A 24,799-nucleotide genomic window follows, 5' to 3' on the forward strand; every position below is an offset into this window, starting at 1 on the left:
CTCAGGCTACATGGACTTTTCTCCGTTCATATTGGCGGTCTTTGCGCGTGCCCATCACCATCACCCAAAGGATCGGTATCGCCCAAAAAGATAACAATGCCTGATAGGATTTCGCCACTAAGTCGGGAAGCCAAAGCGTTGCCATATGCGTTGCGACGGCCACGGTTTGAAACCCCATCGCCCATATCGGCCAATAACGGTTACTGTTCAGCGCCAGAACAATGAGTGCAAGCAAACAGCCCCCATCCACGGCGAACAGACCATAAGATGTCGTTGCCCAACTGGGGTTCATCGTTGCGGCAGCGGCGCTCAATATTGTCGCAACGATGAAAATGGCTGCGCCAGCCCTGCCGGTACGTCCGCCATTGATGCCCGCATAAAGCGCACATAGCAGAAGGGCGAAAATAAAAGCTGACTGGAGAATATCCATCCCTTGCCCGTCCTCAGAATATAGCCCGCGGCCGGGCAAGGGCGCCCAACATCAGCCGTTTACGACCCGAAGACCGGATGGTTGGGTAAGGGGACCGGGGCCAACGCACCCGAAGTTGATTTCTTGAAGATTGCTATCGCGTTGCGCGACGGCAATTTTGCGGTGCGCGTTTACAAAGCCCTTGCGGGCATCGACCATCATGGTCAGTCCGTTCGCTACGCCTTCAATCGCAGCCTGTGTATGCGCAGGCGGTGCGTCTGAATTTCGGCAGACATCAATGACCGAAAAAGTAAGGCTGGCCAGGTCTGCCAGCGCGTTATCTATCGATTGGTGGGTCGACCGGATGTCAGATGCCAATTGGCGGGCGGTCTCATGTTCGAAATTCACCATAAACTGTCTCCCTCTTGATCTGAATTCAGCTTCAGCCAGCGAAAGACGTTTATTGAAACAGTCGAAACGTACCCGTTAAAACAGCAACAACAAATGCAAACGCCACTGTGCTGAAAAATGCAATATTCAGCGATTGAACCAAAATATCCTTTGGGGATAAATTGTGCCTTTCGCCACCGATGGGCGGAACAGAAACGCGCGCAGCAATTTCTGTAACGATCCGCCCCACCCTGCTCGGTAGCCCGTTCTGGCTAGCGGCATATTGCTGTCGCTCAAGGTCTTGCGTTTCGTATACGAATGGCTCGGATATTGTCCGTTGCTCAATGGCAGCAAAAATTTTCGCGGCATCCTTGCGCGTCGCGGCGTTCAATTTGCGTCGCGCCGCGTCCAACCTTTGATCGACAGTGAAGTGTGAAATTCCCAGAAAACGGCCGATTTCTTTCGACGTCAGGTGGTCGTCGACCAGCCTAAGGCACGCTTTTTGACCTTCCGTCAATTCAACCGATTCATCGGCAATCGCAGCGGTATCCGTGCCCTCAATAGTTTGATTTAATGCCGCCATATTGGCCATATTTCCCGCCCCTTTGGCAGTTTCTAGACCAACCGAAACCGCGAAGGCAAGGGATTTGCTCAATGTTTTGTGCTGCGCTTGCTATCAATTATGCAGGCGGGCATATAGCTGGACGATGACTGAAACGCACCAAAAGCGACCCAACCAATCCGCATTGCGCGCGTTTCTTTCCAGCGAGGCGGCCGGCGGCATTTTGCTGATGGTGGCAGCGGCTTTGGCGCTGCTTGTCGCCAATTCGCCTTTTGCCGATCGCTATGCCCATTTCGTGCACGCGGTGATTGGGCCGGAATTGACGCCAAAACTTGGTCCGATGACCGTCCATCTCTGGATAAATGACGGGCTAATGGCGATATTTTTCCTGTTGGTCGGGCTGGAGATTAAGCGCGAATTTGTCGACGGCCATCTTTCAACCTGGAACGATAGGCGTCTTCCCATCATTGCCGCCGCGGCGGGCATGGTCGTTCCGGCGCTGATCTATCTGGGTGTGGCGGGCGGCGATCCAGATCTGCATCGCGGCTGGGCGATACCGGCTGCCACCGATATTGCATTTGCCATAGGCGTGCTGGCTTTATTGGGCAGCCGCGCCCCTGCGTCTTTGAAACTGTTTCTAACCACGGTGGCGATAGTCGATGATATGGGTGCGGTCGCCATCATTGCGCTTTTCTACACCGCGGAACTGAACATCATGGCATTGGCTGCGGCGGGTGCGATTTGGCTGTCGATGATGGCGCTCAATCGTTCTCGGGTTAATGTGCTTTGGCCGTACCTCATCCTTGCGGCCTTGCTGTGGTATGCGACATTACTCTCTGGCGTTCATGCCACGATTGCCGGAGTCATGGCTGCATTTGCCATTCCGTTTCACCGGACAATCGCAGCGCCCGATGCCGAAGATTCGGCGCTGCACCGGCTTGAACATGCCTTGGTGAAGCCCGTCGCGTTTTTCATTGTGCCGATATTTGGCTTTGCCAATGCGGGCGTTTCGCTTGCGGGCACAAGCTTGGCTGCGCTGGCGGCGCCGCTTCCGCTTGGCATTGCCATGGGGCTGTTTCTGGGCAAGCAAATCGGCATTTTCGCAAGCGTATGGCTTTCCGTGACATTCCGAATTGCCGCCCGCCCAAAGGACGCCAGCTGGGTACACGTCTATGGCGTCGCGTTGCTGTGCGGGATAGGTTTCACGATGAGCCTGTTTATCGGCGGCCTTGCGTTTGTCGGGCCGGAACAATCCGACGCCGTCAAAATTGGCGTTTTGATGGGGTCGTTGGTTTCCGCAATTTCGGGCTATCTCATTTTGCGCTTTGCCGCGCGCCAGAGGCACATATCGGGAGACGCAATATGAAGGCTTTCCTTCCCATCGTCACGGCCGCGTTGCTGGCTTCGGCCTGCACCTCGCTTCCCGTGGTGGCACGTTCTGCGACGGCGGCCCCGGCGCGTTCTTTAGCCAGCATTTCGCAAGATTATGTCCGCCTCACGCTTGAGGCTGGAACGCATGAAGCCGAATATGTCGATGCATATTATGGGCCTGAATCGTTGCAAGCTGCGGCGAAAGCCAGTCCGCGTTCGCTCGCCGACCTGATTGCGGAAGCCCGCAAGCTGACGGCTGCCATTGATGCACACTTGCCGACCGTCAAGGATGATGCCGACCGCCGCCGTGCCTTAGCCTTGCGGGGCATGCTCGTGGCCGCAGACACCAGACTGCAGTTGCTTCAGGGCCGCAAATTTGCGTTTAATGAGGAAGCGGGCGGCCAGTTTGCGACCGTCCCTGTGCTCATGACGCTTGAACATTATGATGCCATTTTAAGCGGGCTTGATACGCTCATTCCCGGCACTGGCCCGCTTGCCGCGCGCGTTGATGCGTTTAACGAGCGGTACACCATTCCCAAAGAGCGGCTGCAACCTGTCTTCGACGCCGCAATCGCCGAATGCAAACGCCGCACCGCGCAGCACATCGCGCTGCCTGTTGGCGAAAGCTTTGATATGGAGTTTGTGACGGGAAAAACCTGGTCCGGTTACAATTATTATAAGGGCAATTACAAAAGCCTGATCCAGATTAACACCGACCTTCCCATCCGTGTCAGCCGCGCCGTCGATCTGGGCTGTCATGAAGGCTATCCCGGCCACCATGTTTTGAACCTGATGGTCGAACAGCGGCTTGCGCGTGCAAAAGGGTGGAGCGAATATGAGGTCAACCCGCTCTACAGCCCGACCAGCGTCCTTTCCGAAGGTAGCGCAAATTATGGCATAGATCTGGCTTTTCCGGCGCAGGAGCGCTTGGCGTTCGAACGCGATATTCTGTACCCGCTCGCGGGCCTCGATCCGAAGTCTGCCGATGCCTATTGGAAAATGCAGCAAATGACCGAAATGCTGTCTGGCGCGCGGCTGACCATTGCGAAAATGTATCTCGACGGGGAAATATCCCGCGCGCAGGCCCTTGAGTTTACGCAGAAATATCTATTGCTATCGCCCGCGCGTGCCGAACAATCGGTGGCGTTTACCGACCATTATCGCAGCTATGTTATCAACTATGGCTGGGGCAAAGACCTCGTGCGTGGCTATATCGAGCGCGGCAATCCCGACCAAGCCGAGCGCTGGCGCCGGATGGAAAAGATACTCAGCGAGCCCACGCAGCCAGCGGACTTGCTACCCTAAGTAAGATGATCGCGGAACCAAGCGGTGAGTTTGTCTTCGGACAATTCACCGCCGGCGAGGGACAAAAACAAACGCGCAAGCTCTCGCAAAGTGCATATTGTCGGGCTATGCGGTGGCATAGTGTAAACTGGAATATGCCGAATGATGCGCCTGTTTTTTGATCCCCGCCAGCTTGACCATGCGCCGGCTCAGGAGCTGCATAATGGCGCGTTCGTCCCTTATGCCGAAACGCCCGCGCGCGCACAGGCGCTCTGTGCAGGCGTGCACGCCACGGAAAGCCCGACCGACCATGGGGAAGCACCAATATTGGCGGTGCATGATGCGGGTTATGTCGCGTATCTGAAGACTGCGTATGACCGTTGGCTGGCCGCCGGACGGTCAGGTGATGTGATGGGCTATATATGGCCAGTGGTGCGTCGGCGCGCGTTGGACTTGACGCGTATTGATGCCTTGGCCGGTCGCTACAGCATGGACAGCTCTACGCCATTGACCGCCGACAGCTGGACCTCGGCCTATTGGAGCACGCAGTCGGCCTTGTCGGCGCTTGATGCTGTGCTGGCGGGCGACCGCGTTGCCACGGCTTTGTGCCGTCCGCCCGGGCATCATGCAGGGGCCGACTATCTTGGCGGATATTGCTTCATCAATCAGGCGGCGGTTGCGGCGCAAGCGGCACGCGACGCCGGTATCGCGCGCGTCGCCATTCTCGACATTGACTATCATCATGGCAACGGCACGCAGGATATTTTCTGGGACCGGGGCGATGTCTTTTATGCCTCTGTCCACGCAGACCCGGCGACCGATTTCCCCTTTTACTGGGGCCATGCCGATGAAGTCGGCGAAGGCGCGGGGGAAGGCACAACGCTGAACCTGCCATTGCCGCACGGAACAACGATCGCCGCCTTCCGCGCGGCACAAGCGACCGCCCTAGACGCCATTGCCCGGTTTGACCCCGGCCTGCTGATTGTCAGCTTCGGCGCGGATACCTTTGAAGGCGACCCAATCGCCAATTTCGCACTGAAGACATCGGATTATGCGATGCTGGCCAGGGACATTGCCGCGACCGGATTGCCGACCGTGGTTCTGACCGAAGGCGGCTATGCGGTCGACAATTTGGGCGAAAATCTTGCCAGCTTCTTAAGCGGGTTTTAGATCGCTAAGGTATCTGAAACCGGACGGTATTGCGATAATAAGATGTAATAGCCGTTCCGGTTGCGTCCAGTCCTGGTTCAAAACGCGCGCGGCGCATCACAGATTTGCATACCGCGTTGTCAAATTCTTTCGGCCGGGTAGTCTCTTGAATGTGGCATGCCAATGGCACCCCATCTGGACCAATACTAAGGCGAAACTCGACAATTGCGGGTTGCCCGACCCTAAGCATTTTGATGGGATAGTCGGACGAAACAATCCACCGCGATGGTGGTTTTTGCGGTGTTGGCATGCGCAGCATTGTTCTGTGTTTTTCGACGTCAATACCCCAGGTGGTCATCAAATTATCGATGCATGCGTTCGACACCTTAAATGCTCCCCGCATTGATCCTGTTTCCAAAACGACGGGACGCCTTAGCGGCTTGCCAATAGTGAGATTGGAAATAGCCTTTAAACGTGCGTCACTCACGGGGGCCAGCTCGATCCATTCGTCGTCGGGGGAACGCTTCGCGATTGCTGCGAGCTCTTCATCTGAAGGCGGAGCCACACGCGTATGGCTGGAGAAAATAAGCGCGGGCAATTTGTCTAATGTGCCTGCGAGGAAATCGATCTGCTGTTCTTTTTCAGCAGGCCCGAATTGAACCGAGGCATCGCCTTTGTCATGCAAGGTTTGCATTGGCTTACCTACGACGGTCAGCCTAAAATATTCGCCGGGTCCGTAACGATCAAGGAACATCAACACCCGCTCATTATCAGCGCCAAAAACACGGGCAATGCGGCATCTGTCCTCAGCAAAGTCGACATTCCAAGGCATGCTTGGTTTCAATCTAAGTGGCTCTTTTGGTGCTGCGACTAACGCGTGGGGCATTACGAGAAGTGCTGCCGCAATAAAGATTCGTGTTATCATGCCGGTAAGTTAGCGCCAGCCTTTCTTCGCACAATTAAAAAGGGCGGCCATTTCTGACCGCCCTGAAATTTTTACGCAATGTTAATAGAAGTTACAGCTTGCCGACCAATTCAGGCACAACCGTAAACAGGTCACCGACAAGGCCGATGTCTGCGACTTGGAAGATTGGTGCGTCTTCATCCTTGTTGATGGCGACGATGACCTTCGAGTCCTTCATGCCCGCAAGATGCTGGATCGCGCCGGAGATGCCTACGGCGATATAGACTTCAGGGGCAACGATCTTGCCGGTTTGACCGACCTGATAGTCATTGGGGACATAGCCCGCATCCACAGCAGCGCGGCTTGCGCCAACGCCTGCGCCAAGCTTGTCGGCGAGTGGCAAAATGACTTCGCTGAACGTCGCCGAGTCCTTGAGCGCGCGGCCGCCCGATACGATGATCTTGGCCGATGTCAGTTCAGGACGTTCTTGCTTCGCGATTTCCGCCGAGACGAACTTCGACGTGCCCGCATCGCCGCTGCCCGAGACAGCTTCGATTGCAGCCGAACCGCCGGTTTCTTCAGCCTTGGCAAAGGCGGTACCGCGAACGGTGATGACCTTCTTGGCATCCGAAGATTGCACAGTCGCAATTGCGTTACCCGCATAGATGGGACGCGTGAACGTGTCCGCGCTTTCAACGCTGAGGATGTCGGAGATTTGCATGACATCCAGCAAAGCAGCAACGCGTGGTGCGATGTTCTTACCGTTCGATGTGGCTGGCGCCAAAAACGCGTCGTGCGTGGCCATCAATGATGCCACCAAAGGCGCAACATTTTCAGCCAACTGCTGGGCATAAGCTGCGTCATCGGCAACGTGCACTGTGGTCACGCCAGCGATTTTTGCAGCCTGCTCGGCAACTGCGCCGCAGCCTGATCCCGCGACGAGGACATGCACTTCGCCAATCTGCGATGCAGCGGTGACGACCGCAAGCGTTGCATCCTTCAGCGATGCATTGTCATGTTCGGCATAAACGAGGGTCTTCATGCGGCCACTCCTATTTCCTTGAGCTTTGCAACCAGCGCATCGACGTCGGCAACCTTGATACCTGCGCTGCGCACAGGCGGTTCAACAACCTTCAACGTCTTCAGGCGCGGGCTAACGTCCACACCATAATCGGCAGGTGTTTTCTGCGCGAGTGGCTTGGACTTTGCTTTCATGATGTTGGGCAGCGACGCATAACGTGGCTCGTTCAAGCGCAGGTCGGTCGTGATGATGGCGGGCATCTTCAACGCTACGGTCTGCAGACCGCCATCGACTTCGCGTGCGACATGCACTTCATCGCCAGACACGTTGACCGTGTTGGCAAAGGTGCCCTGCGGACGACCGGTCAAGGCAGCGAGCATTTGGCCCGTCTGGTTCGAGTCATCGTCAATGGCTTGCTTACCAAGAATAACGAGGCCGGGCTGTTCTTCGTCCATGACCTTCGCAAGGATCTTGGCAACCGCGAGCGGCTCGACATCTTCAGCGACGACGAGGATCGCGCGATCCGCACCCATGGCGAGCGCCGTGCGCAATGTTTCTTGCGCCTTATCTGGTCCGATCGACACCGCGATGACTTCGGTCGCAACGCCCTTTTCACGCAAACGCAGTGCTTCTTCCACCGCGATTTCGTCAAACGGGTTCATGCTCATTTTGACATTCGCCAAATCAACACCCGAACCATCGGGCTTAACCCGCGGCTTAACATTATAATCGATGACCCGCTTAACGGGGACGATGATCTTCATCTGCTCATCCTTCCATACCGACTCAAATGGCGAGTGAATGCCCGCCTAAACTGGTGCGCCTATGCTTGACGTTAACGTGAACGTCAAGCGTTCGATACGCTAGGCGGCTTTGCGTACTTCCGCGACAATCTTCGCGGCTGCATCGCCAAGGTCGTTGGCCGATACGATAGGCAGGCCGCTATTGGCGAGGATGTCCTTGCCCTGCTGCACATTGGTACCTTCAAGGCGGACAACGAGCGGCACCGACAGGTTCACTTCCTTTGCCGCAGCAACGATACCGTCGGCGATGATATCGCACTTCATGATGCCGCCGAAGATATTGACCAAAATGCCCTTTACGGCAGGGTCCTTCAGAATGATCTTGAATGCCGCAGTCACCTTTTCCTTCGAAGCGCCGCCACCGACGTCCAGGAAGTTGGCGGGGAATTCGCCGTTCAACTTGATGATGTCCATGGTGGCCATCGCAAGACCCGCGCCATTGACCATGCAGCCGATGTTGCCGTCGAGCTTGATATAAGCAAGGTCATATTCGGATGCTTCGACCTCTGCAGGGTCTTCTTCGGTCAGGTCGCGCAGCTCGGCGAGATCCTTGTGGCGGAACATCGCATTGCCATCAAACGCAACCTTGGCATCCAGCACCAACAGCTCGTCGCCATTCTTGCCTTCGCACACAGCGAGCGGGTTGATTTCAATCTGTTCGGCATCGGTGCCCAAGAATGCGGCATAAAGGCCGGCAACCACAGTTTGCGCCTGCTTGGCCAAATCACCCGTCAGGCCAAGCGCCTTTGCAACGCTGCGGCCATGGTGCGGCTGAAGTCCGGTTGCCGGATCGACAACGATGGTGTGAATCTTTTCGGGGCTGTCATGCGCCACGTCTTCGATGTTCATGCCGCCTTCGGTTGAGGCAACAATAGCAATCCGGCTGGTTGCGCGGTCGACCAACAATGCGAGGTAGAATTCCTGCTTAATGTCGGCGCCATCGGTGATGTACAGACGGTTGACTTGCTTGCCTTCAGGGCCCGTCTGGATGGTGACCAGCGTGTTGCCCAGCATTTCTTTGGCATGCGATTCAACTTCGTCGAGGTTGAAGGCCAAGCGAACGCCGCCCTTTGCATCGGGACCCAATTCCTTGAACTTGCCCTTGCCGCGTCCACCCGCGTGGATTTGCGACTTCACGACATAAAGAGGACCAGGCAATTGCTTCGCAGCCGCAACCGCTTCTTCAACGCTGAGCGCCGCGATACCAGCGGGGCAAGCCACACCAAATTTCGCAAGCAGTTCTTTGGCCTGATATTCATGGATATTCATGGGAGATTACATCCTCGACAATAAAGAGTTTCGCCGGTCGCTTAAGCACAGACGGGCGCTGAATGGAAGGGCTTGCGCGGATGTTTTTTGGTTGATGCAAAGGCGCAGCGCGCGCGAAGCAAATCATATATTCTCTGCGCTCTCCGCGCCTCTGCGTGCAAAAATTAATCCAGCAAATTGAGATCCATCAATGCGCGGCGCAGCTTTTCTGCATCGGTAAAATGATGTGCAGCAAAGCCATTGGCGCGGGCGCTGACGACATTGTCGTGATTGTCATCGATGAATATCGCCTCGCCGGGCTTCAGCCCAAAGCGCCGCAGCGCCAGCGCATAGATATCGGGGTCTGGCTTGATCATTTTCTCGACGCCCGAGACGACAATATCTCCGAAATGGTCGAATATGGGTTGGGTCGGGCGGAACATCTCCCAAAATTCCGCGCCAAAATTGGTGATAGCAAAAAGCGGGACGGCGCGCGCGGCCAGTTCGTGCACGATTTCCAGCGATCCTGTGACAGGGCCCGGAATCGTCTCGTTAAAACGTGTCCGGTACGCGTCGATCTCGTTTTCATATTTTGGATATAGCGCGATCCGTTCCGCGGTCATCTCTGCCAATGGCCGGCCGGCATCATGCTGAAAATGCCATTCGGGCGTAACAACATGCGTGACGAAATATTCCAGCTCCGCCTTGTCGGCGATCAGCTTCGCAAAAAGATGCCGTAAATCCCATTCGAACAGCACTTTGCCGACATCAAACACGACGGTGGTGATTTTTGTCATGGGAAATATCTCACCTGAAGACGCAAAAAAACCGCCCGCGAATCAGATTCGGAGCGGTCTTTTGATAGAACCATCTGCCCGCATTGCGCAGGCAGCGGCCAATTAACCCTGGCGCGCCTTAAAGCGTGGCTGAGTCTTGTTGATGACATAGGTCCGGCCACGACGACGAATCACGCGGTTGTCACGATGGCGGCCTTTGAGCGACTTGAGAGAATTAACGACTTTCATCGGATTTACCCGTCTTTTTGATGCATAAAGCTTGAATTGAAGGCGCGCTCCTATGGGTGGGGCGGCGTAAAGTCAAGCGCGTTCGGCGCTATTATGCGATTCAGCCCCCATACATGGCTTGCCATGATATATGACGCGCTTAAGGATAGGACCATGATGAAAACTCCAAGAATCTTGCCGCTTCTCGCGCTTTCACTGTTGTCGGCCTGTGTCGTTCCCACTGGCCCTGTCGAGGTTACGCGTTTTAACCGCGCATCCGAAGGCGTGCCTTATGGCAATGGCAGTTTCGTGGTTGAGGTTGCCGGCGAATCGGCGGCGGACCGATTGCTATCGGCTTCGCCTTATGTTGCGGCGGTGACGCGCGAAATGCAGCGGGTCGGCTATCGCAATCAATCGGGTACAAGCGATGTTGTTGCCGAGATACGCTTTGGCGCGACGATGATGCGCCCGGACCGCCCGTCACCGATTTCCGTGGGCGTCGGCGGATCAACCGGCAGCTATGGGTCGGGCATTGGCTTGGGCGTTGGCATCAATCTCGGGGGCGGTTCGGCGGCGCAATTGCAGACCACATTGTCGGTGCGCATTATCCGGCGCAGTGACCAGCTGGTAATATGGGAAGGGACGGCAGTGCAATCTGCCAAAGCGGGCTCGCCTGCCGCGCAGCCCGGCATTGCTGCCTCTAAATTGGCCGAAGCCTTGTTTAAGGACTTCCCCGGCGTGTCTGGCGAGACTATCCGCGTTCCATAAACTTCATTGCGAGAACGAACCAAAAATGCCGATCACCGATATCAATGCTGCCTTCGACAGCGGTAACATCATAGTGCACGCCATCGATGGCAACAGCGCCACCCTTGGCATTCGCAAGGATAAGGATTCGGAGTTTGCGCAATGGTTCCACTTCCGCGTTGCGTGCGCAGCGGGTGAAGAAATTGAACTGCGCATAACCGGCTTGGAAGGCAGCGCCTATCCCGGCGGTTGGCCAGATTATCGCGCCTGCGTTTCGGAAGACCGCGATTTTTGGGGCCGCGCCGATACGAGCTATGACAAAGCCGCAGACGGCGGCACCCTGACCATCCGCTACACGCCCGCCAGCGACATTGTCTGGTTCGCCTATTTCGCACCCTTTAGCATGGAACGGCACCATGATCTGATTGCCGACGCCGCAACATGCGAAGGCGTTAGCTATCGGTGCTTGGGCCACAGCCTGGAAGGGCAGCCCATTGATTGTCTGTCGATGGGGGATGGCGAAACGCAAGTCTGGCTGTATGCGCGCCAGCATCCGGGCGAAACGCAGGCCGAATATTGGATGGAAGGTGCGCTGGATATGCTCACCGACCTCAGCGATCCGCACACGCGCGTGTTGCTGGAAAAATGCCGGTTGCATATCGTGCCCAATTGCAATCCCGACGGCAGCTGCCGCGGACATTTGCGCACCAATTTTGCGGGCGTAAACCTGAACCGCGAATGGGCCGAGCCAAATTTGGAGCGCAGTCCAGAGGTTCTGGGAATCCGCAACGCCATGGATGAAACCGGCGTGCATTGGGCGATGGATGTGCATGGGGATGAAGCCATTCCCGCTGCATTTATGGCCGGGTTTGAAGGCATCCCGTCATGGACCGATGATCAAGGCGCGCGATACAATGATTTCATCAATCGCCTCGCCGCGCGCACACCCGATTTTCAGACCGAGCTGGGTTATACCAAAGCGGGGCCGGGCAAGGCCAACCTGACGATGTCGACAAACCAGCTCGCCGAGCGTTTTGGCTCGTCGCACAAATGCGTGTCGATGACGCTCGAAATGCCATACAAAGACACGGTGCACGGCAATGATCCCTATCAGGGATGGTCACCCGAACGGTGCCGCCTGCTGGCCCGCGAGTGCCTCGCGACGCTGGCGGAGATGGTGTAAGCAGTGCCGTTACGGCGTGTTGTAATTTCCGGTTGTTCGGGTGGGGGTAAATCTACGCTGATCGACGGATTGGCGTCAAAAGGCCTTCAAACTGTACCGGAGGCCGGACGAATTGTCGTCCGCGAAGCATTGGCTAGCAGCAGTGATGCATTGCCTTGGGTGGACCGCAAAAATTTTGCGGAGAAACTTGCGGCTTTTGCAATCCAGCAATTTGATGCGACTGCTGATCTTGACGGGCTCGTATTTTTTGATCGCAGCGTCATCGAGGCATTTGCTTATAGCCAAATGCATAACGTCGAAATGCCGGTCTGGCTTGGGCAGGCTGTTCGCAACTGCCGTTATGACGATACCGTATTTGTCGTGCCGCCTTGGCAGGACATTTTCGTCGAAGATGAAGAGCGGCGTCATAGTTTTGATGAGGCAGTCACAGAGTATAATTTGCTTTTGAGAGCATTTACCGAATTCGGCTATAACGTCTGCGAGGTCCCGCGGATGGCCAATCAAGAACGTGTAGAATTCATTTTGAATGAAATTGGCCATTAAGAAGAATGTTCAAGCTGTAACCTCTGCGCAAAAGCCCTTTCGTGGGCTTCATGACTTTGGCGATTTGACCAACTTGCGTTAAGGCGCGGTCAAGCAACGAAGGAACGCCCATGCCAACGCTTAACCCCATGCGCATCATCGTGGATGATCTTTCCGGCAGTGAAATCCGCGCATTGCTGGAAACGCATTTTGCCGGGATGTTGGCAAGCTCCCCACCGGAAAGCTGCCATTTTCTGGATTTCGACGGGCTGAATGCGCCGGATGTAACCTTTTGGTCGATTTGGGACGGGGACGCGCTTGCGGGGTGCGGGGCTTTGAAAGAGCTGACGTCCGAACATGGCGAGGTCAAATCGATGCGGACGCATGCGGACCATTTGCGCAAAGGTGTCGGCGCCAACATGCTGACGCATATCATTTCGCAAGCACGCGACCGGGGTTATCACCGCTTGAGCCTTGAGACAGGATCGTCGGCGGACTTCGCGCCTGCGTTGGCGCTGTATGCAGCGCACGGGTTTGAATATTGCGCACCCTTTGGCGATTATGTCGAAGACCCGTTTAGCCGTTTCATGACCTTGGCGATTTGACCAACTTGCGTTAGGGCGCGGTCAAACAACGAAGGAACTCCCATGCCAAAGCTTATCCTCATTCGCCACGGACAATCCCAATGGAATCTGGAAAACCGGTTCACCGGTTGGTGGGATGTCGATGTGACCGAAAAAGGCGCAGCCGAAGCGTGGGCCGCGGGTGAGCTAATGAAGGCCAAGGGCATTGCCCCTGATGTCGCCTTTACCAGCGTGCAGACCCGCGCGATCAAGACGTTGAACCTTGCGCTTGAGGCGATGGGTCGGCTTTGGGTTCCGGTGACCAAGAACTGGCAATTGAACGAGCGCCATTATGGCGGCCTGACGGGCCTTGATAAGGCAGAGACAGCGGCCAAGCATGGCGACGAACAGGTCAAAATCTGGCGCCGCAGTTTTGATGTTCCGCCGCCGCCATTGGAGGTGGGATCGCCTTATGACCTGTCGTCCGATCCGCGTTATGCGGGCATCAAAATTCCCGCGTCGGAAAGCCTGAAGGACACGATACTGCGCGTTCTGCCATATTGGGAGAGCGCCATTGTCCCAGAGCTAAAGGCTGGAAAAACTGTTCTGATTTCTGCGCATGGAAACAGCTTGCGCGCGCTGGTGAAGCATCTTTCTGGCATTTCGGATGCGGATATCAATGGCTTGGAAATCCCGACCGGCCAACCGATTGTCTATGAACTCGACGATAATTTGAACGGTGCATATCACTATCTATCCGCGCGGTAACATTGTCGTGCCACGCGCGTGCGCGGGCCTGTGATTATCCTATTGTTGCTGGATTGCGCCTTTTGCACCACGCGGCTAAGGCCATGCCATCAAAGTTGTCAGGGGAGTGACACATGACTGACTCAGCGCCGCGTATTGGCATCATCATGGGCAGCCGTTCGGACTGGGACACGATGCGCGAAGCGTCAGCCACGCTGACCGCGCTCGACATTCCCCATGAATGCAAAGTGGTGTCCGCGCACCGTACGCCGGAGCGTCTGTATGAATATGCAAAGAGCGCGGCTGATCGGGGTCTGCACTGCATTATTGCTGGCGCGGGTGGCGCGGCGCATCTGCCGGGTATGGCGGCATCGATGACGCGGCTTCCGGTGCTTGGCGTGCCGGTGCAGTCAAAGGCGCTGGATGGCATGGATAGCCTGTTGTCGATCGTCCAGATGCCCGCAGGCATTCCCGTCGGCACACTCGCGATTGGCAAGGCGGGGGCTACGAACGCCGCGCTTTTGGCCGCGGCGATGCTGGCCAATAATGATGCAGCGCTCGCGTCGCGATTGGATGCATGGCGCGCGGCCCAGACCGCGTCGGTAGCCGAAACGCCGGAGTGAGACGAAGCCGATGACTGCGTTGCCTCCTGGTTCGACCATTGGAATATTGGGTGGCGGCCAGCTTGGCCGGATGCTGGCGGTTGCGGCGGCCCAGCTTGGCTATCGCTGCCATATTTACGCGCCCGCAGGGGACAATGTGGCGTTTGACGTCGCCGCGCAAAGCAGCATCGGCGCTTATGACGACCATGCCGCGTTGAAAGATTTTGCGCAGCAATGCGATGTCGTCACCTTCGAATTTGAAAATGTGCCCGTTGCGCCACTTGAAGCGATTGCAGGGCTTGTCCCCATCTATCCGCCGGCCAAGGCGTTGGAAGTTGCGCAGGATCGCGATGCCGAAAAACGCTTTGTGCGCAGCCTTGGCGGACAGACAGCGAACTTCGCCATCGCAAATGTGCCAGGCGACGTGCAGGCGGCGGTTGATGCGGTGGGTATCCCGTGCATCCTGAAGACCATCCGCATGGGATATGACGGCAAGGGGCAGCTTCGCGTCACGTCGCAGGACGATCTGGCCGATGCATGGGCGCAGACGGGTGCGCAGCCGCTGATCGCGGAAGCCATGGTGCAATTCGATGCCGAATTTTCGGTGATATTGGTGCGCGGCCAAGATGGCGAGATCCGCTTTTGGGACAGCCCGCACAATGTGCATGTCGGCGGCATTTTGGCAACGTCGACACTGCCGTCTGGCGCGCTTGTGGAAAGCCAGCAGCAAGCAGCGCGCGATATGGCGGCGGCGGTTGCGACCAAGCTTGATTATGTCGGCGTATTCACCGCCGAATTTTTCGCCAGCAGCGCCGGTCCCTTGTTCAATGAAATCGCGCCGCGCGTGCACAATAGCGGCCATTGGACGATTGAAGGCGCGGCCACCAGCCAGTTTGAAAACCACATCCGCGCGATTTGCGGACTGCCGCTTGGCAGCACCGAAACGGTGGCGGCCCGTGTCGAAATGCAGAATCTGATCGGGGATGATGGCGACGCCTTTGCACAGATTTTGGCTGACCCTGCGGCGCATCTGCATCTTTATGGAAAGGCAGAAGCGCGCCCGGGACGAAAAATAGGCCACGTCACCCGCTTGTATCGCTAAGTTTTTCAAGGCAAAGCGGGGTTATGAATCATCCCGAGATTATCCTTGTCCTCGCCCGCGCCGCCAATGGAGTCATCGGGAAAGATGGCGGCATGCCGTGGCATCTCCCCGCGGACCTGCGTCATTTCAAACAGATAACCAAAGGCCGGCCCATGATTATGGGGCGCAAGACCTTTGACAGCCTGCCCGGCTTGCTGGATGGCCGACGCCACATTGTTTTGACGCGCGATACCGCGTGGGAAGAAGACGGCGCAGAAATCGCGCATTCGGTGGACGACGCGTTGAAGCTCGCCAATGGCCCACATGTGTGCGTGATTGGCGGCGCGGAAATCTATAATCTGTTTCTGCCGCTCGCGGACCGTATTGAACTGACGGAGATTGCCGCGCAGCCCGAAGGCGACACGTCGGTTCCGGATTTCGACATGGCGGAGTGGGACGAGCTGTCCCGCGAACACCATGCTGCGTTGAACGACGCACCAGCATTCGACTTTGTCACGCTTGTGCGGCGGGCAAAGAGCTAAGCACGCGGTATATTGGGGGAAATAATGCGTAAGAAATTCTGGATTCCGCTGACGCTGATTGGCGCTGCTGCGATTGGCTTTTTCGGCTTTTTACCCGGCTATGTCGAAGGTTCGATGAACCAGATTGACGGCCAGCCGCTGATCAAGGTCAGCGATGAGGCCAAGGCATTGCACAAGACATTGAACATCGTAGACCTGCACAGCGACACGTTGATGTGGAACCGCGATTTGGGCAAGCGTGCGGATCGTGGCCATATGGATTTGCCGCGCTTGCAAGAGGGCAATGTCGCGCTGCAGCTTTTTTCGTCAGTCACCAAAACGCCCAAAGGCCAAAATTATGATGGCAATGGCGCGGACACCGACAATATCACTTTGCTGACCTTCGCCCAGTTGCAGCCGGTGAAAACATGGCGCTCATTGGTTGAGCGGTCGCTATATCACGCGTCCAAGCGCGACAGCGCGGTCACGGGATCGGACGGAAAATTGCAAGCGGTGAACAAGCCGCAGGAGTTGGATGCCTTGCTTGCTGCGCGGCAAAAGGACCGGAGCACGGTCGGCGCGATGCTGACCATTGAAGGGCTCCATAATCTTGAAGGCAAGGCCGAGAATCTCGACCGATTGTACGACGCCGGTTTCCGCATGGCGGGGTTCACCCATTTCTTCGACAATGAATTGGGCGGGTCGATGCACGGCCTGAAAAAACGCGGACTGACGCCGTTTGGTCGCGACATTTTGCGCCGGATGGAAGCCAAGGGCATGATCGTCGACATCGCGCATCTCAGCCATGCTGGCGTTGCCGAGGTTTTGGCCATGGCCAAACGTCCCGTGGTCTCCAGCCATGGCGGCGTGCAAGCAACCTGCAAGGTCAACCGCAACCTGACTGATGACGAAGTGCGCGGCGTGGCCAAAACCGGCGGCATCATTGGCATCGGCTATTGGGAGGGCGCCATATGCTCCACCGATCCGCGTGCTGCGGCCAAGGCGATGAAGCATGTGCGCGATCTGGTTGGCATTCAGCATGTCGCGTTGGGATCGGATTATGATGGCGCGACCACGGTGCGTTTCGACACCTCGCAACTCGCGCAAGTCACCCAAGCTTTGATGGACGAGGGTTTCACGCCAGACGAAATTCGCGCCGTCATGGGCGAAAACGCGTTGCGCGTCATCCGTGCTGGCTTGGTACCGATGGCGAATGTTGCAAAATGACCAATACACAAAACCGCAGCCCTGAGCCGTCGACGCGCAGCGTCGGCGAAAAGTCGAAGGGCGTTGCAAGACCGAGAGCCGCCCTTCGACGGACGCAATCGCAAGGCGATTGCTGCTCAGGGCTACGGTGACATTGATATGACGATTCCGCGCCTTTCTGCCAAAGACCAAATGCCTGACGCATTGCGCGGCGGTGTTGTTGCCTTGGGCAATTTTGATGGCTTTCATTTGGGGCATCAGGCCGTTGCTGGCGAAGCGATAAAGCAGGCGAAGGCAGCAGGTAAGCCAGCGATTATCGCAACATTTGATCCGCATCCCGTGCGCTTTTTTGCGCCGGAATCGCCGTGGTTCCGTCTGACCACGCTCGATCAACGCCAGCGCTTGTTTGCTGAAGCCGGTGCCGACGCGATGCTGGTGTTTGATTTCGATGCAGAGCTTGCGGCGACCAGCGCCGAAGATTTCATCGTCACATTGCTGATGGAGCGTTTGGGCATTTCGGCGGTGGTCACGGGTGAGGACTTTACCTTTGGGCATAAGCGCGGGGGCAATATTGATGTGTTGCGCGATTTGGGCGGTGCGCATGGCCTAACGTCGACGGCCATGGGGCCAGTGGTGGATGATGGCGGCGTGATATCGTCGAGCCGCATCCGCACTGCGCTGAAGGATGGCGACTGCGCCACGGCCACCGCCTTGCTCACGCGGCCGTTCACGGTCGAAGGCATTGTGCAGCATGGCGATAAAAACGGGCGGCTATTGGGTTTCCCGACCGCCAATATCGACATGGGCCATTATCTGCGCCCGCGCTACGGCATTTATGCGGTGAAGGGCCGGTTGCCCGATGGCCGCGTGCTCAACGGTGCCGCGAACCTTGGTATTCGTCCCACATTCGATCCGCCCAAGGAATTGCTTGAGCCGCATTTCTTCGACTTTGCCGAGGACCTCTATGGGCAAAATATCGGAATCGAATTCCACGCCTTCATCCGCGGAGAGGCGAAGTTTGACAGTCTGGACGCACTGATGGCGCAAATGGCGCAGGATTGCGACGAAGCCCGCCGGATATTAGGCGCGTAGTGGGCTGAGCGACAAACCATCTCCACATGAAGCGGTGCGTGCAACAGCGCGGATACAGGCTTTATTTGCAGCGCCATATCCTTTAGGCACCCGCACAACATGACTGACCCTATCGACTATCGCGACACCGTTTTCCTGCCGAAAACAGATTTCCCTATGAAGGCCGGCCTTCCGCAGAAGGAGCCGGGCATTCTCGCGCGTTGGCAGGCGCAGGATTTTTATGCGGAGCTGCGCAATCGCCGTCGCGGGCGTGAGAAGTTCATTCTGCATGATGGCCCGCCTTATGCGAATGGCGACATGCATATCGGCCACGCGCTGAACCATATTCTGAAGGACATGGTTGTTCGCACGCAGACATTGTTGGGCAGAGACGCGCCTTATGTGCCCGGTTGGGATTGCCACGGCCTGCCCATCGAGTGGAAGGTCGAAGAGCAATATCGCAAGAAAAAGCTGAACAAGGACGAGGTTCCGGCCGTCGAGTTCCGCGCCGAATGCCGCGCTTATGCGCAACATTGGGTCGATACGCAGCGCGAACAATTGAAACGGCTGGGCATCAATGCCGATTGGGACAATCCCTATCTGACGATGGATTTTCAGGCCGAAGCGACCATTGTTTCGGAGTTGTTGAAGTTCGCAGAAAGCGGCCAGCTGTATCGCGGCGCAAAGCCCGTGATGTGGTCGCCGGTGGAAAAGACCGCGCTCGCGGAAGCTGAAGTCGAATATGAGGACATCGTTTCGACGCAGATCGATGTGGCGTTTGGGATTGTGGAATCGCCGATTGCCGAACTCGTTGGCGCGCACGCGGTGATCTGGACCACGACGCCTTGGACGATTCCGGTGAACCAAGCTTTGGCTTACGGTCCTGAAGTTAGCTATTGGCTAGTCACGGTAAATGGTTCCAAAAAATGCCTGGTTGCAGAAGCTTTGGTCGATGACTTTGCCAAACGTCTCGGTGAGGATGTGAGCTTGATCGACGTCACTTGGCGCGGCAAAGGCGCCGACCTCGCCGGAACCATGGTCCGCCACCCGATGCACGAACTCGGCGGTTTCTTTGCCAAGCGGCGTCCCATGCTCGCAGGCGATTTCGTCACCACCGACAGCGGCACCGGCCTTGTCCATATGGCGCCTGACCATGGCGAGGATGACTTCGACCTGTGCAAGGCGAACGGCATTGAACCGGTCTTCGCGGTCGAAGGCGACGGCAAATATCGCGCCGATTGGCTCTGGCTTGGCGGTGAAGGCAGCGTCATCAACCCCAAATTCAACGCGCCTGACGGCCCCATCTGCGCTGCATTGTACAAGGTGGACGGATTGCTTGCGGCGTCGGCGGATTACAAGCACAGCTATCCGCACAGCTGGCGGTCAAAGGCGAAGGTCATCTATCGCTGCACCCCGCAATGGTTCGTGCCGATGGATAAAGCGACGGCTGATGGCACATTGCGTGAAAAGGCAATGACCGCGATTTCGGAAACCCGCTGGGTTCCGGAAAAGGGCCAGAACCGCATCACCGCAATGGTCGAAGGCCGCCCCGACTGGGTGCTGTCTCGCCAGCGCGCATGGGGCGTGCCGATTACGCTGTTTGTGGATCGCAAGTCCGGCCAATATCTCTGCGACGCGGGCGTGAACGCACGTATCATCGCGGGCATTCGCGCACATGGCGTTGATGGCTGGAGCGACGAACGCGCACAGGAATATCTGGGCAGTGACTATGCGCTCGCCGATTATGAACGCGTCACGGACATTTTGGACGTCTGGTTCGATTCCGGCTGCACGCATGCTTTCGTCCTTGAAAGCGGACGTTGGCCCGACCTGCAATGGCCAGCGGACCTCTATCTCGAAGGCAGCGACCAACATCGTGGCTGGTTCCAGTCAAGCCTGCTGCAAAGCTGCGGTACGCGGGGCCGCGCGCCTTATAATGCGGTGCTGACCCACGGCTTTACGATGGACCAAAAGGGCATGAAAATGTCCAAGTCGCTGGGCAACACGATCAACCCACTCGACCTGATGCGCGACAGCGGCGCGGATATCTTGCGGCTATGGGCGTTGACCGTGGACTTCACCGAGGACCACCGGATCGGCAAAGAAATCCTGCAGGGCGTTTCCGACCAATATCGCAAATTGCGCAACACCTTCCGCTATCTGCTCGGCGCGCTCGACGGCTTTTCGGACGCGGAAAAGGTCGCGGTCGCCGATATGCCCGAGCTGGAGCGTTATCTGCTCCATCTGCTTGCGGATATGGACGCGAAGTTGAAGGTCGCGGTCAATGATTTTGACTTTAACACGTATGTCCGGTTGCTGACCGAGTTTTGCAACGAAGACCTGTCGGCATTCTTCTTCGATATCCGCAAAGATTGCCTCTATTGCGACGCGCCGACCGACCCCAAGCGGATGGCGTATCGCACGGTGCTGGACACCTTGTTCCACGCCCTCGTGCGCTATGCCGCGCCGGTGCTGGTCTTCACCAGCGAAGAGGTGTGGCAGACGCGATTCCCCGATGCCGACAGCGTGCATTTTTCCGATTGGCCGGAGGTTGATGCGGGTTGGTTTGATGAAGGATTGGCGGGAAATTGGGCGGACATTAGGGGAACCCGTATACTGGCCAACGAGTTGATCGAACCTATGCGCCGTAACAAGGAAATCGGCTCAAGTCTGGAAGTCGAATATAGCTACCCGGGTGATCCCGGCGAAATCAACCTAGCAGAAATATTTATCGTGGCAGCGGTGCATCATGGTCGCGAGACAAGCGCAGTCAAAACAACCAACCACAAATGCGGTCGGTGCTGGCGGCATCTGCCCGAGGTTGTGGACGATGGCGCGTTGTGCGGTCGCTGTGCGGATGTTGTTGGTGGGTAATAACCTTCTTCGTGCCTTTGTGCCTTTGTGCGAACCAAAAAGCATGAAGGGCGCGCACAAAGGCACGAAGGCACAAAGACTGACTAAGGCCCGTCATGCTGGACTTGTTTCCGCATCTACCTTTGGACGGAGCCAAATTAAGACCCTGAAACACGTTCAGGGTGACGATGCAGCTTTGCTGGGTAAGCCTTCCCAAATCCTCCCCACTTGTGGGGAGGTGGCAACCCACGGGGTTGACGGAGGGGGCTGGCAGTTTACACGAGGGGGCATGCGTGCACTTACACCCCCCTCCACCACGCTTTGCGTGGTCCCCCTCCCCGTAAACGAGGAGGATTAAGCATGAACCCCAATCCGAAATTCCGCCTTCAGGGCATCATGCTGGCAAGCCTTGTGTTCATCGCGGACCAGATTGTGAAATATGCGATGCTTGGCCCGCTTCAGCTGAAAAGCCGCGGTGTCATTCACATCATTTCGTTCTTCGACCTGCGCTATGCCGAAAATCGCGGCGTTTCGATGAGCTTTTTGACGGCCGATAGCGACGGCGAACGCTGGGCATTGGTGGCGCTGACGGCGGTGATTGCGATCGGGGTTGCCGTTTGGATGTGGCGTGAGAAACTGCGCGGCGATGTGCTGGCCTTGTCGCTCGTCTTGGGCGGCGCGCTGGGCAATATCGTCGACCGCGTGCGCTATGGCTATGTCGTCGATTATGCCGATTTGCACATTGGCGCATTCCGGCCTTTTTACATATTCAACCTTGCCGATGCCTGTATCACCATTGGCGTGCTGATATTGCTTGCCCGCGCCTTCCTGATAAGCGACAAGCAAACCGTACGCGGGACTGACGTTCAGCAACCCGAAAGCAGCGCTGACATAGTGGAGAAATCATGAAGCGGATCAATATGTTTGCGGCGGCGTCAGTTGCTTTGCTCGCGCTTTCGGGCTGCGGCACCACCAGCGTGTTTGACCGTGACCGGCCAGATGAATTTGCCGTAAGCCGGTCAAAGCCGCTTCAGGTTCCAACCGAGTTTGAATTGGCCGCGCCGACACCCGATGCGCCGCGCCCGCAAGATGGCGATACGAAAGAACAGGTTTTGGACGCAATGTTCGGCGGCGCTGCACCTGCGCCCCGTCCGCAGTCTGCCCAGTAAATGGATACGCATATGAAAACGAAATCAGCCATACTCGCCATAGCGATCGCGACCCTGCCAATATTGGCGGGTTGTTCCTCGGCGGGCGATGAAGCGCCAACGGTTGGCCGCGCTGCGCCTTTGGTCGTTCCACCCGATTTCGCGCTGGAGCCAACTGCCGCAACGGCAATCCGTCCGGCCGATGGCGGTCAGGAACAGGTATTGGAAGCGTTGTTTGGCGGCACTGCGCCGCGCTCAGCCGCTGAACGCGCGATCTCAACGACTTCGGGCAATGCCGAAATGGGTATTCGTTCGTCCGTCGGTGATCCGCAGACCAACACGGTCAACAAGGGCAGCATCACTCGCGACATCATCGCCGCACCCGAAGGCGACGGCCAAACCGCGCAGGCTGTTATTCCGGGTTAAGTTTTGAGAGCGCCGCGCGGGTTAAGCGCTGGCGCTCGCTTCCTCCACGCCGGCGCTGTTGTGGCGCAGCGCCTTTAACACTGTTTCCACGATCTGCGGGGCATTCAGGCCCGCTTCGTCATATTGCTTTTGCGGGCTGTCATGTTCTTGGAACAGGTCCGGCAGGCGCATCGTGCGGATTTTCAAGCCAGCGTCCATCAGGCCAGCGTCGCTGGCGAGCGTCAGCACATGCGCGCCAAGGCCGCCAACCGATGCCTCTTCGACCGTCACGACAACTTCATGCGTGGCGATCAGGTGACGGATCATTTTTTCGTCCAGCGGCTTTGCAAAGCGCAAGTCGGCGACAGTGGTGCTCAGGCCCTTGGCATCCAGCGTCTCTGCGGCCTTCATCGCTTCGGCCAAACGCGTGCCAAGCGAGAGAATCGCAACCTTCTTGCCTTCACGGATGATCCGGCCTTTGCCGATTTCCAACTGCTGCGGCACGTCGGGCATCGCAACGCCCGTGCCATTGCCGCGTGGGTAACGGAACGCGATGGGCCCGCTGTCGTGCAGGGCGGCGGTGTAGGTCATGTGGACCAGTTCCGCCTCATCAGCTGGCGACATGACGACCATATTGGGCAAGGTCGCCAAATAGGTAATGTCGAACGAACCCGCATGCGTGCTGCCATCGGCACCGACGAGGCCAGCGCGGTCAATGGCGAAGCGCACCGGCAAATTCTGGATCGCGACGTCGTGCACGACCTGGTCATAGGCGCGTTGCAGGAAAGTGGAGTAAATCGCGCAGAAGGGACGCATCCCCTGTGCCGCAAGTCCAGCCGCAAAGGTGACGGCATGCTGTTCAGCGATGCCGACATCGAACGACCGTTCGGGATGCGCGGCCGAGAATTTGTCAACGCCGGTGCCGCCGGGCATCGCGGCGGTTATCGCGCAAATCTTGGGATCGGTTTCGGCGAGCTTGGCCAGCGTTTCACCGAAGACGTTTTGATAAGCGGGCGGACCGCCACCGGGGCCCTTGTCCTGCTTGCCCGTGACCACGTCGAATTTGACGACGCCATGATATTTGTCCGCCGACGCTTCGGCAGGGGCGTAGCCTTTGCCCTTTTGCGTGACGACATGGATCAGCACAGGGCCTTCGGCATTGTCGCGGACATTTTCGAGGACGGGAATGAGCTGGTCGAGATTATGGCCGTCGATGGGGCCGACATAATAAAAGCCGAGTTCTTCAAACAAGGTGCCACCCATTGCCATGCCGCGCGCGAACTCCTCCGCCTTTGATGCAGCCGAATAGATGCGGCGCGAAAGCTTTTTGGCGACTTTGCTCGCGAGGCTGCGCAGGCCGAGATATTCGCTGGAGGACACCAGACGCGACAAATAAGCCGACAGACCGCCAACGGGCGGCGCGATCGACATGTCATTGTCATTCAGGATGACGACCAGACGGTTGCCCGCAGCTTGGGCGTTGTTCATCGCCTCATAGGCCATGCCGGCCGACATCGAACCATCGCCGATGACGGCAATGGCTTTGCCGGGTTTGCCCGCAATCTTGTTGGCGACCGCAAAACCCAAGGCGGCCGAAATAGAGGTGGAGCTATGTGCCGCGCCGAACGGATCATATTCGCTTTCGCTGCGCTTGGTGAAGCCCGAAAGCCCCCCGCCTGTGCGCAAGGTGCGAATGCGGTCGCGGCGACCGGTCAGGATCTTGTGTGGATAGCATTGGTGGCCAACGTCCCAGACCAAACGGTCATCGGGCGTGTTGAATACATAATGAATCGCGGTCGTCAGTTCGACGACGCCCAAGCCAGCGCCCAAATGGCCGCCCGTCACCGAAACTGCCGATATGGTTTCAGCGCGCAATTCATCCGCGAGCTGGCGAAGCTGCGACGCGGCAAGATTGCGAAGGTCCGAGGGCACTTTAACCGTGTCGAGTAACGGCGTGTCTGGGGTATGTGTCATGATATAAGCTTAGCGGCCTTTTATCGGGCTG

27 protein-coding genes are annotated in these 24,799 nt (G+C 57.2%); 17 read left to right on the top strand and 10 right to left on the bottom strand.

Annotation, left to right across the window (positions count from 1 at the left end; all coding sequences use genetic code 11):
* Window position 1: 1 nt before the first annotated feature.
* Genes GGR91_RS00145 through GGR91_RS00155 form a run of 3 tightly spaced genes read right to left on the bottom strand, consistent with a single transcriptional unit; the run spans window position 2 to window position 1,391 of the window.
* The gene (locus tag GGR91_RS00145) at window positions 2-430 is read right to left on the bottom strand and encodes a hypothetical protein (protein ID WP_183938911.1); all 429 of its coding nucleotides are present in this window, start codon (window positions 428-430) and stop codon (window positions 2-4) included.
* A gap of 51 nt (window positions 431-481) precedes the next feature.
* The gene (locus tag GGR91_RS00150) at window positions 482-820 is read right to left on the bottom strand and encodes a hypothetical protein (protein ID WP_183938913.1); all 339 of its coding nucleotides are present in this window, start codon (window positions 818-820) and stop codon (window positions 482-484) included.
* 49 nt (window positions 821-869) lie between these two features.
* Window positions 870-1,391 carry a helix-turn-helix transcriptional regulator gene (locus GGR91_RS00155; protein ID WP_183938915.1) on the bottom strand — a complete coding sequence of 174 codons (522 nt, stop codon included), beginning with the start codon at window positions 1,389-1,391 and terminating at the stop codon, window positions 870-872.
* A 115-nt stretch (window positions 1,392-1,506) separates the two neighbouring features.
* On the opposite strand from GGR91_RS00155, the gene nhaA reads away from it, so the two are divergent.
* The 3 genes from nhaA (at window position 1,507) to GGR91_RS00170 (ending at window position 5,186) form a co-directional block, all read left to right on the top strand.
* A complete protein-coding gene (gene nhaA / locus GGR91_RS00160) occupies window positions 1,507-2,727 on the top strand; it encodes a Na+/H+ antiporter NhaA (RefSeq protein WP_183938917.1) in 1,221 nt (406 codons plus the stop codon).
* Entirely contained in the window at window positions 2,724-4,037 is a 1,314-nt protein-coding gene (locus GGR91_RS00165) for a hypothetical protein (RefSeq protein ID WP_183938919.1), read from the top strand. Before nhaA ends, GGR91_RS00165 begins: the two co-directional genes overlap by 4 nt.
* A 144-nt stretch (window positions 4,038-4,181) precedes the next feature.
* Window positions 4,182-5,186 carry a histone deacetylase family protein gene (locus tag GGR91_RS00170; RefSeq protein WP_183941466.1) on the top strand — a complete coding sequence of 335 codons (1,005 nt, stop codon included), beginning with the start codon at window positions 4,182-4,184 and terminating at the stop codon, window positions 5,184-5,186.
* A 4-nt stretch (window positions 5,187-5,190) separates the two neighbouring features.
* On the opposite strand, the gene GGR91_RS00175 is transcribed toward GGR91_RS00170, so the two are convergent.
* The 6 genes from GGR91_RS00175 to ykgO all read right to left on the bottom strand — a co-directional run bounded on the left by GGR91_RS00175 (window position 5,191) and on the right by ykgO (window position 10,166).
* A complete protein-coding gene (locus GGR91_RS00175) occupies window positions 5,191-5,997 on the bottom strand; it encodes an energy transducer TonB (protein WP_183938921.1) in 807 nt (268 codons plus the stop codon).
* Window positions 5,998-6,181: 184 nt separating this feature from the next.
* A complete protein-coding gene (locus GGR91_RS00180) occupies window positions 6,182-7,111 on the bottom strand; it encodes an electron transfer flavoprotein subunit alpha/FixB family protein (RefSeq protein WP_183938923.1) in 930 nt (309 codons plus the stop codon).
* Window positions 7,108-7,854 carry an electron transfer flavoprotein subunit beta/FixA family protein gene (locus GGR91_RS00185; RefSeq protein WP_183938925.1) on the bottom strand — a complete coding sequence of 249 codons (747 nt, stop codon included), beginning with the start codon at window positions 7,852-7,854 and terminating at the stop codon, window positions 7,108-7,110. Before GGR91_RS00185 ends, GGR91_RS00180 begins: the two co-directional genes overlap by 4 nt.
* 99 nt (window positions 7,855-7,953) lie before the next feature.
* Window positions 7,954-9,162: an ADP-forming succinate--CoA ligase subunit beta gene (gene sucC / locus GGR91_RS00190; protein WP_183938927.1), complete on the bottom strand. Its 1,209-nt coding sequence runs from the start codon at window positions 9,160-9,162 to the stop codon at window positions 7,954-7,956.
* A gap of 164 nt (window positions 9,163-9,326) precedes the next feature.
* Window positions 9,327-9,938, bottom strand: coding sequence for an HAD family hydrolase (locus GGR91_RS00195; RefSeq protein WP_183938929.1), 612 nt, complete (start codon window positions 9,936-9,938; stop codon window positions 9,327-9,329).
* Between the two features lie 102 nt (window positions 9,939-10,040).
* Entirely contained in the window at window positions 10,041-10,166 is a 126-nt protein-coding gene (ykgO, locus tag GGR91_RS00200; protein WP_125229386.1) for a type B 50S ribosomal protein L36, read from the bottom strand.
* Between the two features lie 153 nt (window positions 10,167-10,319).
* On the opposite strand from ykgO, the gene GGR91_RS00205 reads away from it, so the two are divergent.
* The 14 genes from GGR91_RS00205 to GGR91_RS00270 all read left to right on the top strand — a co-directional run bounded on the left by GGR91_RS00205 (window position 10,320) and on the right by GGR91_RS00270 (window position 22,815).
* Window positions 10,320-10,913 carry a DUF4136 domain-containing protein gene (locus tag GGR91_RS00205; RefSeq protein ID WP_183938931.1) on the top strand — a complete coding sequence of 198 codons (594 nt, stop codon included), beginning with the start codon at window positions 10,320-10,322 and terminating at the stop codon, window positions 10,911-10,913.
* A gap of 25 nt (window positions 10,914-10,938) precedes the next feature.
* A complete protein-coding gene (locus GGR91_RS00210; protein WP_183938933.1) occupies window positions 10,939-12,075 on the top strand; it encodes a M14 family metallopeptidase in 1,137 nt (378 codons plus the stop codon).
* 3 nt (window positions 12,076-12,078) lie between these two features.
* Entirely contained in the window at window positions 12,079-12,618 is a 540-nt protein-coding gene (locus GGR91_RS00215; protein WP_183938935.1) for an AAA family ATPase, read from the top strand.
* Between the two features lie 110 nt (window positions 12,619-12,728).
* The gene (locus GGR91_RS00220; RefSeq protein WP_221204188.1) at window positions 12,729-13,202 is read left to right on the top strand and encodes a GNAT family N-acetyltransferase; all 474 of its coding nucleotides are present in this window, start codon (window positions 12,729-12,731) and stop codon (window positions 13,200-13,202) included.
* A 42-nt stretch (window positions 13,203-13,244) separates the two neighbouring features.
* Window positions 13,245-13,928 (top strand): 2,3-diphosphoglycerate-dependent phosphoglycerate mutase, encoded by a 684-nt coding sequence (gene gpmA / locus GGR91_RS00225; protein WP_183938937.1) that lies wholly within the window; start codon window positions 13,245-13,247, stop codon window positions 13,926-13,928.
* Window positions 13,929-14,041: 113 nt separating this feature from the next.
* Complete coding sequence (purE, locus tag GGR91_RS00230) at window positions 14,042-14,530, top strand: 5-(carboxyamino)imidazole ribonucleotide mutase (protein WP_183938939.1); 489 nt, start codon at window positions 14,042-14,044, stop codon at window positions 14,528-14,530.
* A 10-nt stretch (window positions 14,531-14,540) separates the two neighbouring features.
* Complete coding sequence (locus GGR91_RS00235) at window positions 14,541-15,611, top strand: 5-(carboxyamino)imidazole ribonucleotide synthase (RefSeq protein ID WP_183938941.1); 1,071 nt, start codon at window positions 14,541-14,543, stop codon at window positions 15,609-15,611.
* 23 nt (window positions 15,612-15,634) lie between these two features.
* A complete protein-coding gene (locus GGR91_RS00240) occupies window positions 15,635-16,132 on the top strand; it encodes a dihydrofolate reductase (RefSeq protein WP_183938943.1) in 498 nt (165 codons plus the stop codon).
* 24 nt (window positions 16,133-16,156) lie between these two features.
* Window positions 16,157-17,338: a dipeptidase gene (locus GGR91_RS00245; RefSeq protein ID WP_183938945.1), complete on the top strand. Its 1,182-nt coding sequence runs from the start codon at window positions 16,157-16,159 to the stop codon at window positions 17,336-17,338.
* A 144-nt stretch (window positions 17,339-17,482) separates the two neighbouring features.
* Window positions 17,483-18,409 (top strand): bifunctional riboflavin kinase/FAD synthetase, encoded by a 927-nt coding sequence (locus tag GGR91_RS00250; protein WP_407698394.1) that lies wholly within the window; start codon window positions 17,483-17,485, stop codon window positions 18,407-18,409.
* A gap of 99 nt (window positions 18,410-18,508) precedes the next feature.
* Complete coding sequence (gene ileS / locus GGR91_RS00255; protein ID WP_183938950.1) at window positions 18,509-21,262, top strand: isoleucine--tRNA ligase; 2,754 nt, start codon at window positions 18,509-18,511, stop codon at window positions 21,260-21,262.
* Between the two features lie 339 nt (window positions 21,263-21,601).
* Complete coding sequence (gene lspA / locus GGR91_RS00260; RefSeq protein WP_183938952.1) at window positions 21,602-22,150, top strand: signal peptidase II; 549 nt, start codon at window positions 21,602-21,604, stop codon at window positions 22,148-22,150.
* Entirely contained in the window at window positions 22,147-22,410 is a 264-nt protein-coding gene (locus tag GGR91_RS00265) for a DUF3035 domain-containing protein (RefSeq protein ID WP_183938954.1), read from the top strand. Before lspA ends, GGR91_RS00265 begins: the two co-directional genes overlap by 4 nt.
* Window positions 22,411-22,422: 12 nt before the next feature.
* Window positions 22,423-22,815 carry a DUF3035 domain-containing protein gene (locus tag GGR91_RS00270; protein WP_183938956.1) on the top strand — a complete coding sequence of 131 codons (393 nt, stop codon included), beginning with the start codon at window positions 22,423-22,425 and terminating at the stop codon, window positions 22,813-22,815.
* A gap of 21 nt (window positions 22,816-22,836) precedes the next feature.
* Here GGR91_RS00270 and dxs read toward each other — a convergent pair whose 3' ends face one another.
* Window positions 22,837-24,768, bottom strand: a complete 1,932-nt coding sequence (gene dxs / locus GGR91_RS00275) for a 1-deoxy-D-xylulose-5-phosphate synthase (protein ID WP_183938958.1) — start codon at window positions 24,766-24,768, stop codon at window positions 22,837-22,839.
* Window positions 24,769-24,799: the final 31 nt, after the last annotated feature.

The sequence above is a fragment of the Sphingorhabdus rigui genome (genome assembly GCF_014196595.1).
GTDB lineage: Bacteria > Pseudomonadota > Alphaproteobacteria > Sphingomonadales > Sphingomonadaceae > Sphingorhabdus_B > Sphingorhabdus_B rigui.

What these genes read in the sequence shown, in the direction of transcription:
- GGR91_RS00145 (WP_183938911.1), bottom strand. Translation starts at nt 430, where the DNA reads ATGGATATTCTCCAGTCAGCTTTTATTTTCGCCCTTCTGCTATGTGCG.
- GGR91_RS00210 (WP_183938933.1), top strand. Translation starts at nt 10,939, where the DNA reads ATGCCGATCACCGATATCAATGCTGCCTTCGACAGCGGTAACATCATA.
- ykgO (WP_125229386.1), bottom strand. Translation starts at nt 10,166, where the DNA reads ATGAAAGTCGTTAATTCTCTCAAGTCGCTCAAAGGCCGCCATCGTGAC.
- GGR91_RS00240 (WP_183938943.1), top strand. Translation starts at nt 15,635, where the DNA reads ATGAATCATCCCGAGATTATCCTTGTCCTCGCCCGCGCCGCCAATGGA.
- ileS (WP_183938950.1), top strand. Translation starts at nt 18,509, where the DNA reads ATGACTGACCCTATCGACTATCGCGACACCGTTTTCCTGCCGAAAACA.
- purE (WP_183938939.1), top strand. Translation starts at nt 14,042, where the DNA reads ATGACTGACTCAGCGCCGCGTATTGGCATCATCATGGGCAGCCGTTCG.
- GGR91_RS00180 (WP_183938923.1), bottom strand. Translation starts at nt 7,111, where the DNA reads ATGAAGACCCTCGTTTATGCCGAACATGACAATGCATCGCTGAAGGAT.
- GGR91_RS00270 (WP_183938956.1), top strand. Translation starts at nt 22,423, where the DNA reads ATGAAAACGAAATCAGCCATACTCGCCATAGCGATCGCGACCCTGCCA.
- GGR91_RS00220 (WP_221204188.1), top strand. Translation starts at nt 12,729, where the DNA reads ATGCCAACGCTTAACCCCATGCGCATCATCGTGGATGATCTTTCCGGC.
- GGR91_RS00185 (WP_183938925.1), bottom strand. Translation starts at nt 7,854, where the DNA reads ATGAAGATCATCGTCCCCGTTAAGCGGGTCATCGATTATAATGTTAAG.
- sucC (WP_183938927.1), bottom strand. Translation starts at nt 9,162, where the DNA reads ATGAATATCCATGAATATCAGGCCAAAGAACTGCTTGCGAAATTTGGT.
- GGR91_RS00265 (WP_183938954.1), top strand. Translation starts at nt 22,147, where the DNA reads ATGAAGCGGATCAATATGTTTGCGGCGGCGTCAGTTGCTTTGCTCGCG.
- GGR91_RS00245 (WP_183938945.1), top strand. Translation starts at nt 16,157, where the DNA reads ATGCGTAAGAAATTCTGGATTCCGCTGACGCTGATTGGCGCTGCTGCG.
- GGR91_RS00235 (WP_183938941.1), top strand. Translation starts at nt 14,541, where the DNA reads ATGACTGCGTTGCCTCCTGGTTCGACCATTGGAATATTGGGTGGCGGC.
- GGR91_RS00150 (WP_183938913.1), bottom strand. Translation starts at nt 820, where the DNA reads ATGGTGAATTTCGAACATGAGACCGCCCGCCAATTGGCATCTGACATC.
- GGR91_RS00170 (WP_183941466.1), top strand. Translation starts at nt 4,182, where the DNA reads ATGCGCCTGTTTTTTGATCCCCGCCAGCTTGACCATGCGCCGGCTCAG.
- nhaA (WP_183938917.1), top strand. Translation starts at nt 1,507, where the DNA reads ATGACTGAAACGCACCAAAAGCGACCCAACCAATCCGCATTGCGCGCG.
- lspA (WP_183938952.1), top strand. Translation starts at nt 21,602, where the DNA reads ATGAACCCCAATCCGAAATTCCGCCTTCAGGGCATCATGCTGGCAAGC.
- GGR91_RS00155 (WP_183938915.1), bottom strand. Translation starts at nt 1,391, where the DNA reads ATGGCCAATATGGCGGCATTAAATCAAACTATTGAGGGCACGGATACC.
- GGR91_RS00205 (WP_183938931.1), top strand. Translation starts at nt 10,320, where the DNA reads ATGATGAAAACTCCAAGAATCTTGCCGCTTCTCGCGCTTTCACTGTTG.
- GGR91_RS00195 (WP_183938929.1), bottom strand. Translation starts at nt 9,938, where the DNA reads ATGACAAAAATCACCACCGTCGTGTTTGATGTCGGCAAAGTGCTGTTC.
- dxs (WP_183938958.1), bottom strand. Translation starts at nt 24,768, where the DNA reads ATGACACATACCCCAGACACGCCGTTACTCGACACGGTTAAAGTGCCC.
- gpmA (WP_183938937.1), top strand. Translation starts at nt 13,245, where the DNA reads ATGCCAAAGCTTATCCTCATTCGCCACGGACAATCCCAATGGAATCTG.
- GGR91_RS00165 (WP_183938919.1), top strand. Translation starts at nt 2,724, where the DNA reads ATGAAGGCTTTCCTTCCCATCGTCACGGCCGCGTTGCTGGCTTCGGCC.
- GGR91_RS00175 (WP_183938921.1), bottom strand. Translation starts at nt 5,997, where the DNA reads ATGCCTTGGAATGTCGACTTTGCTGAGGACAGATGCCGCATTGCCCGT.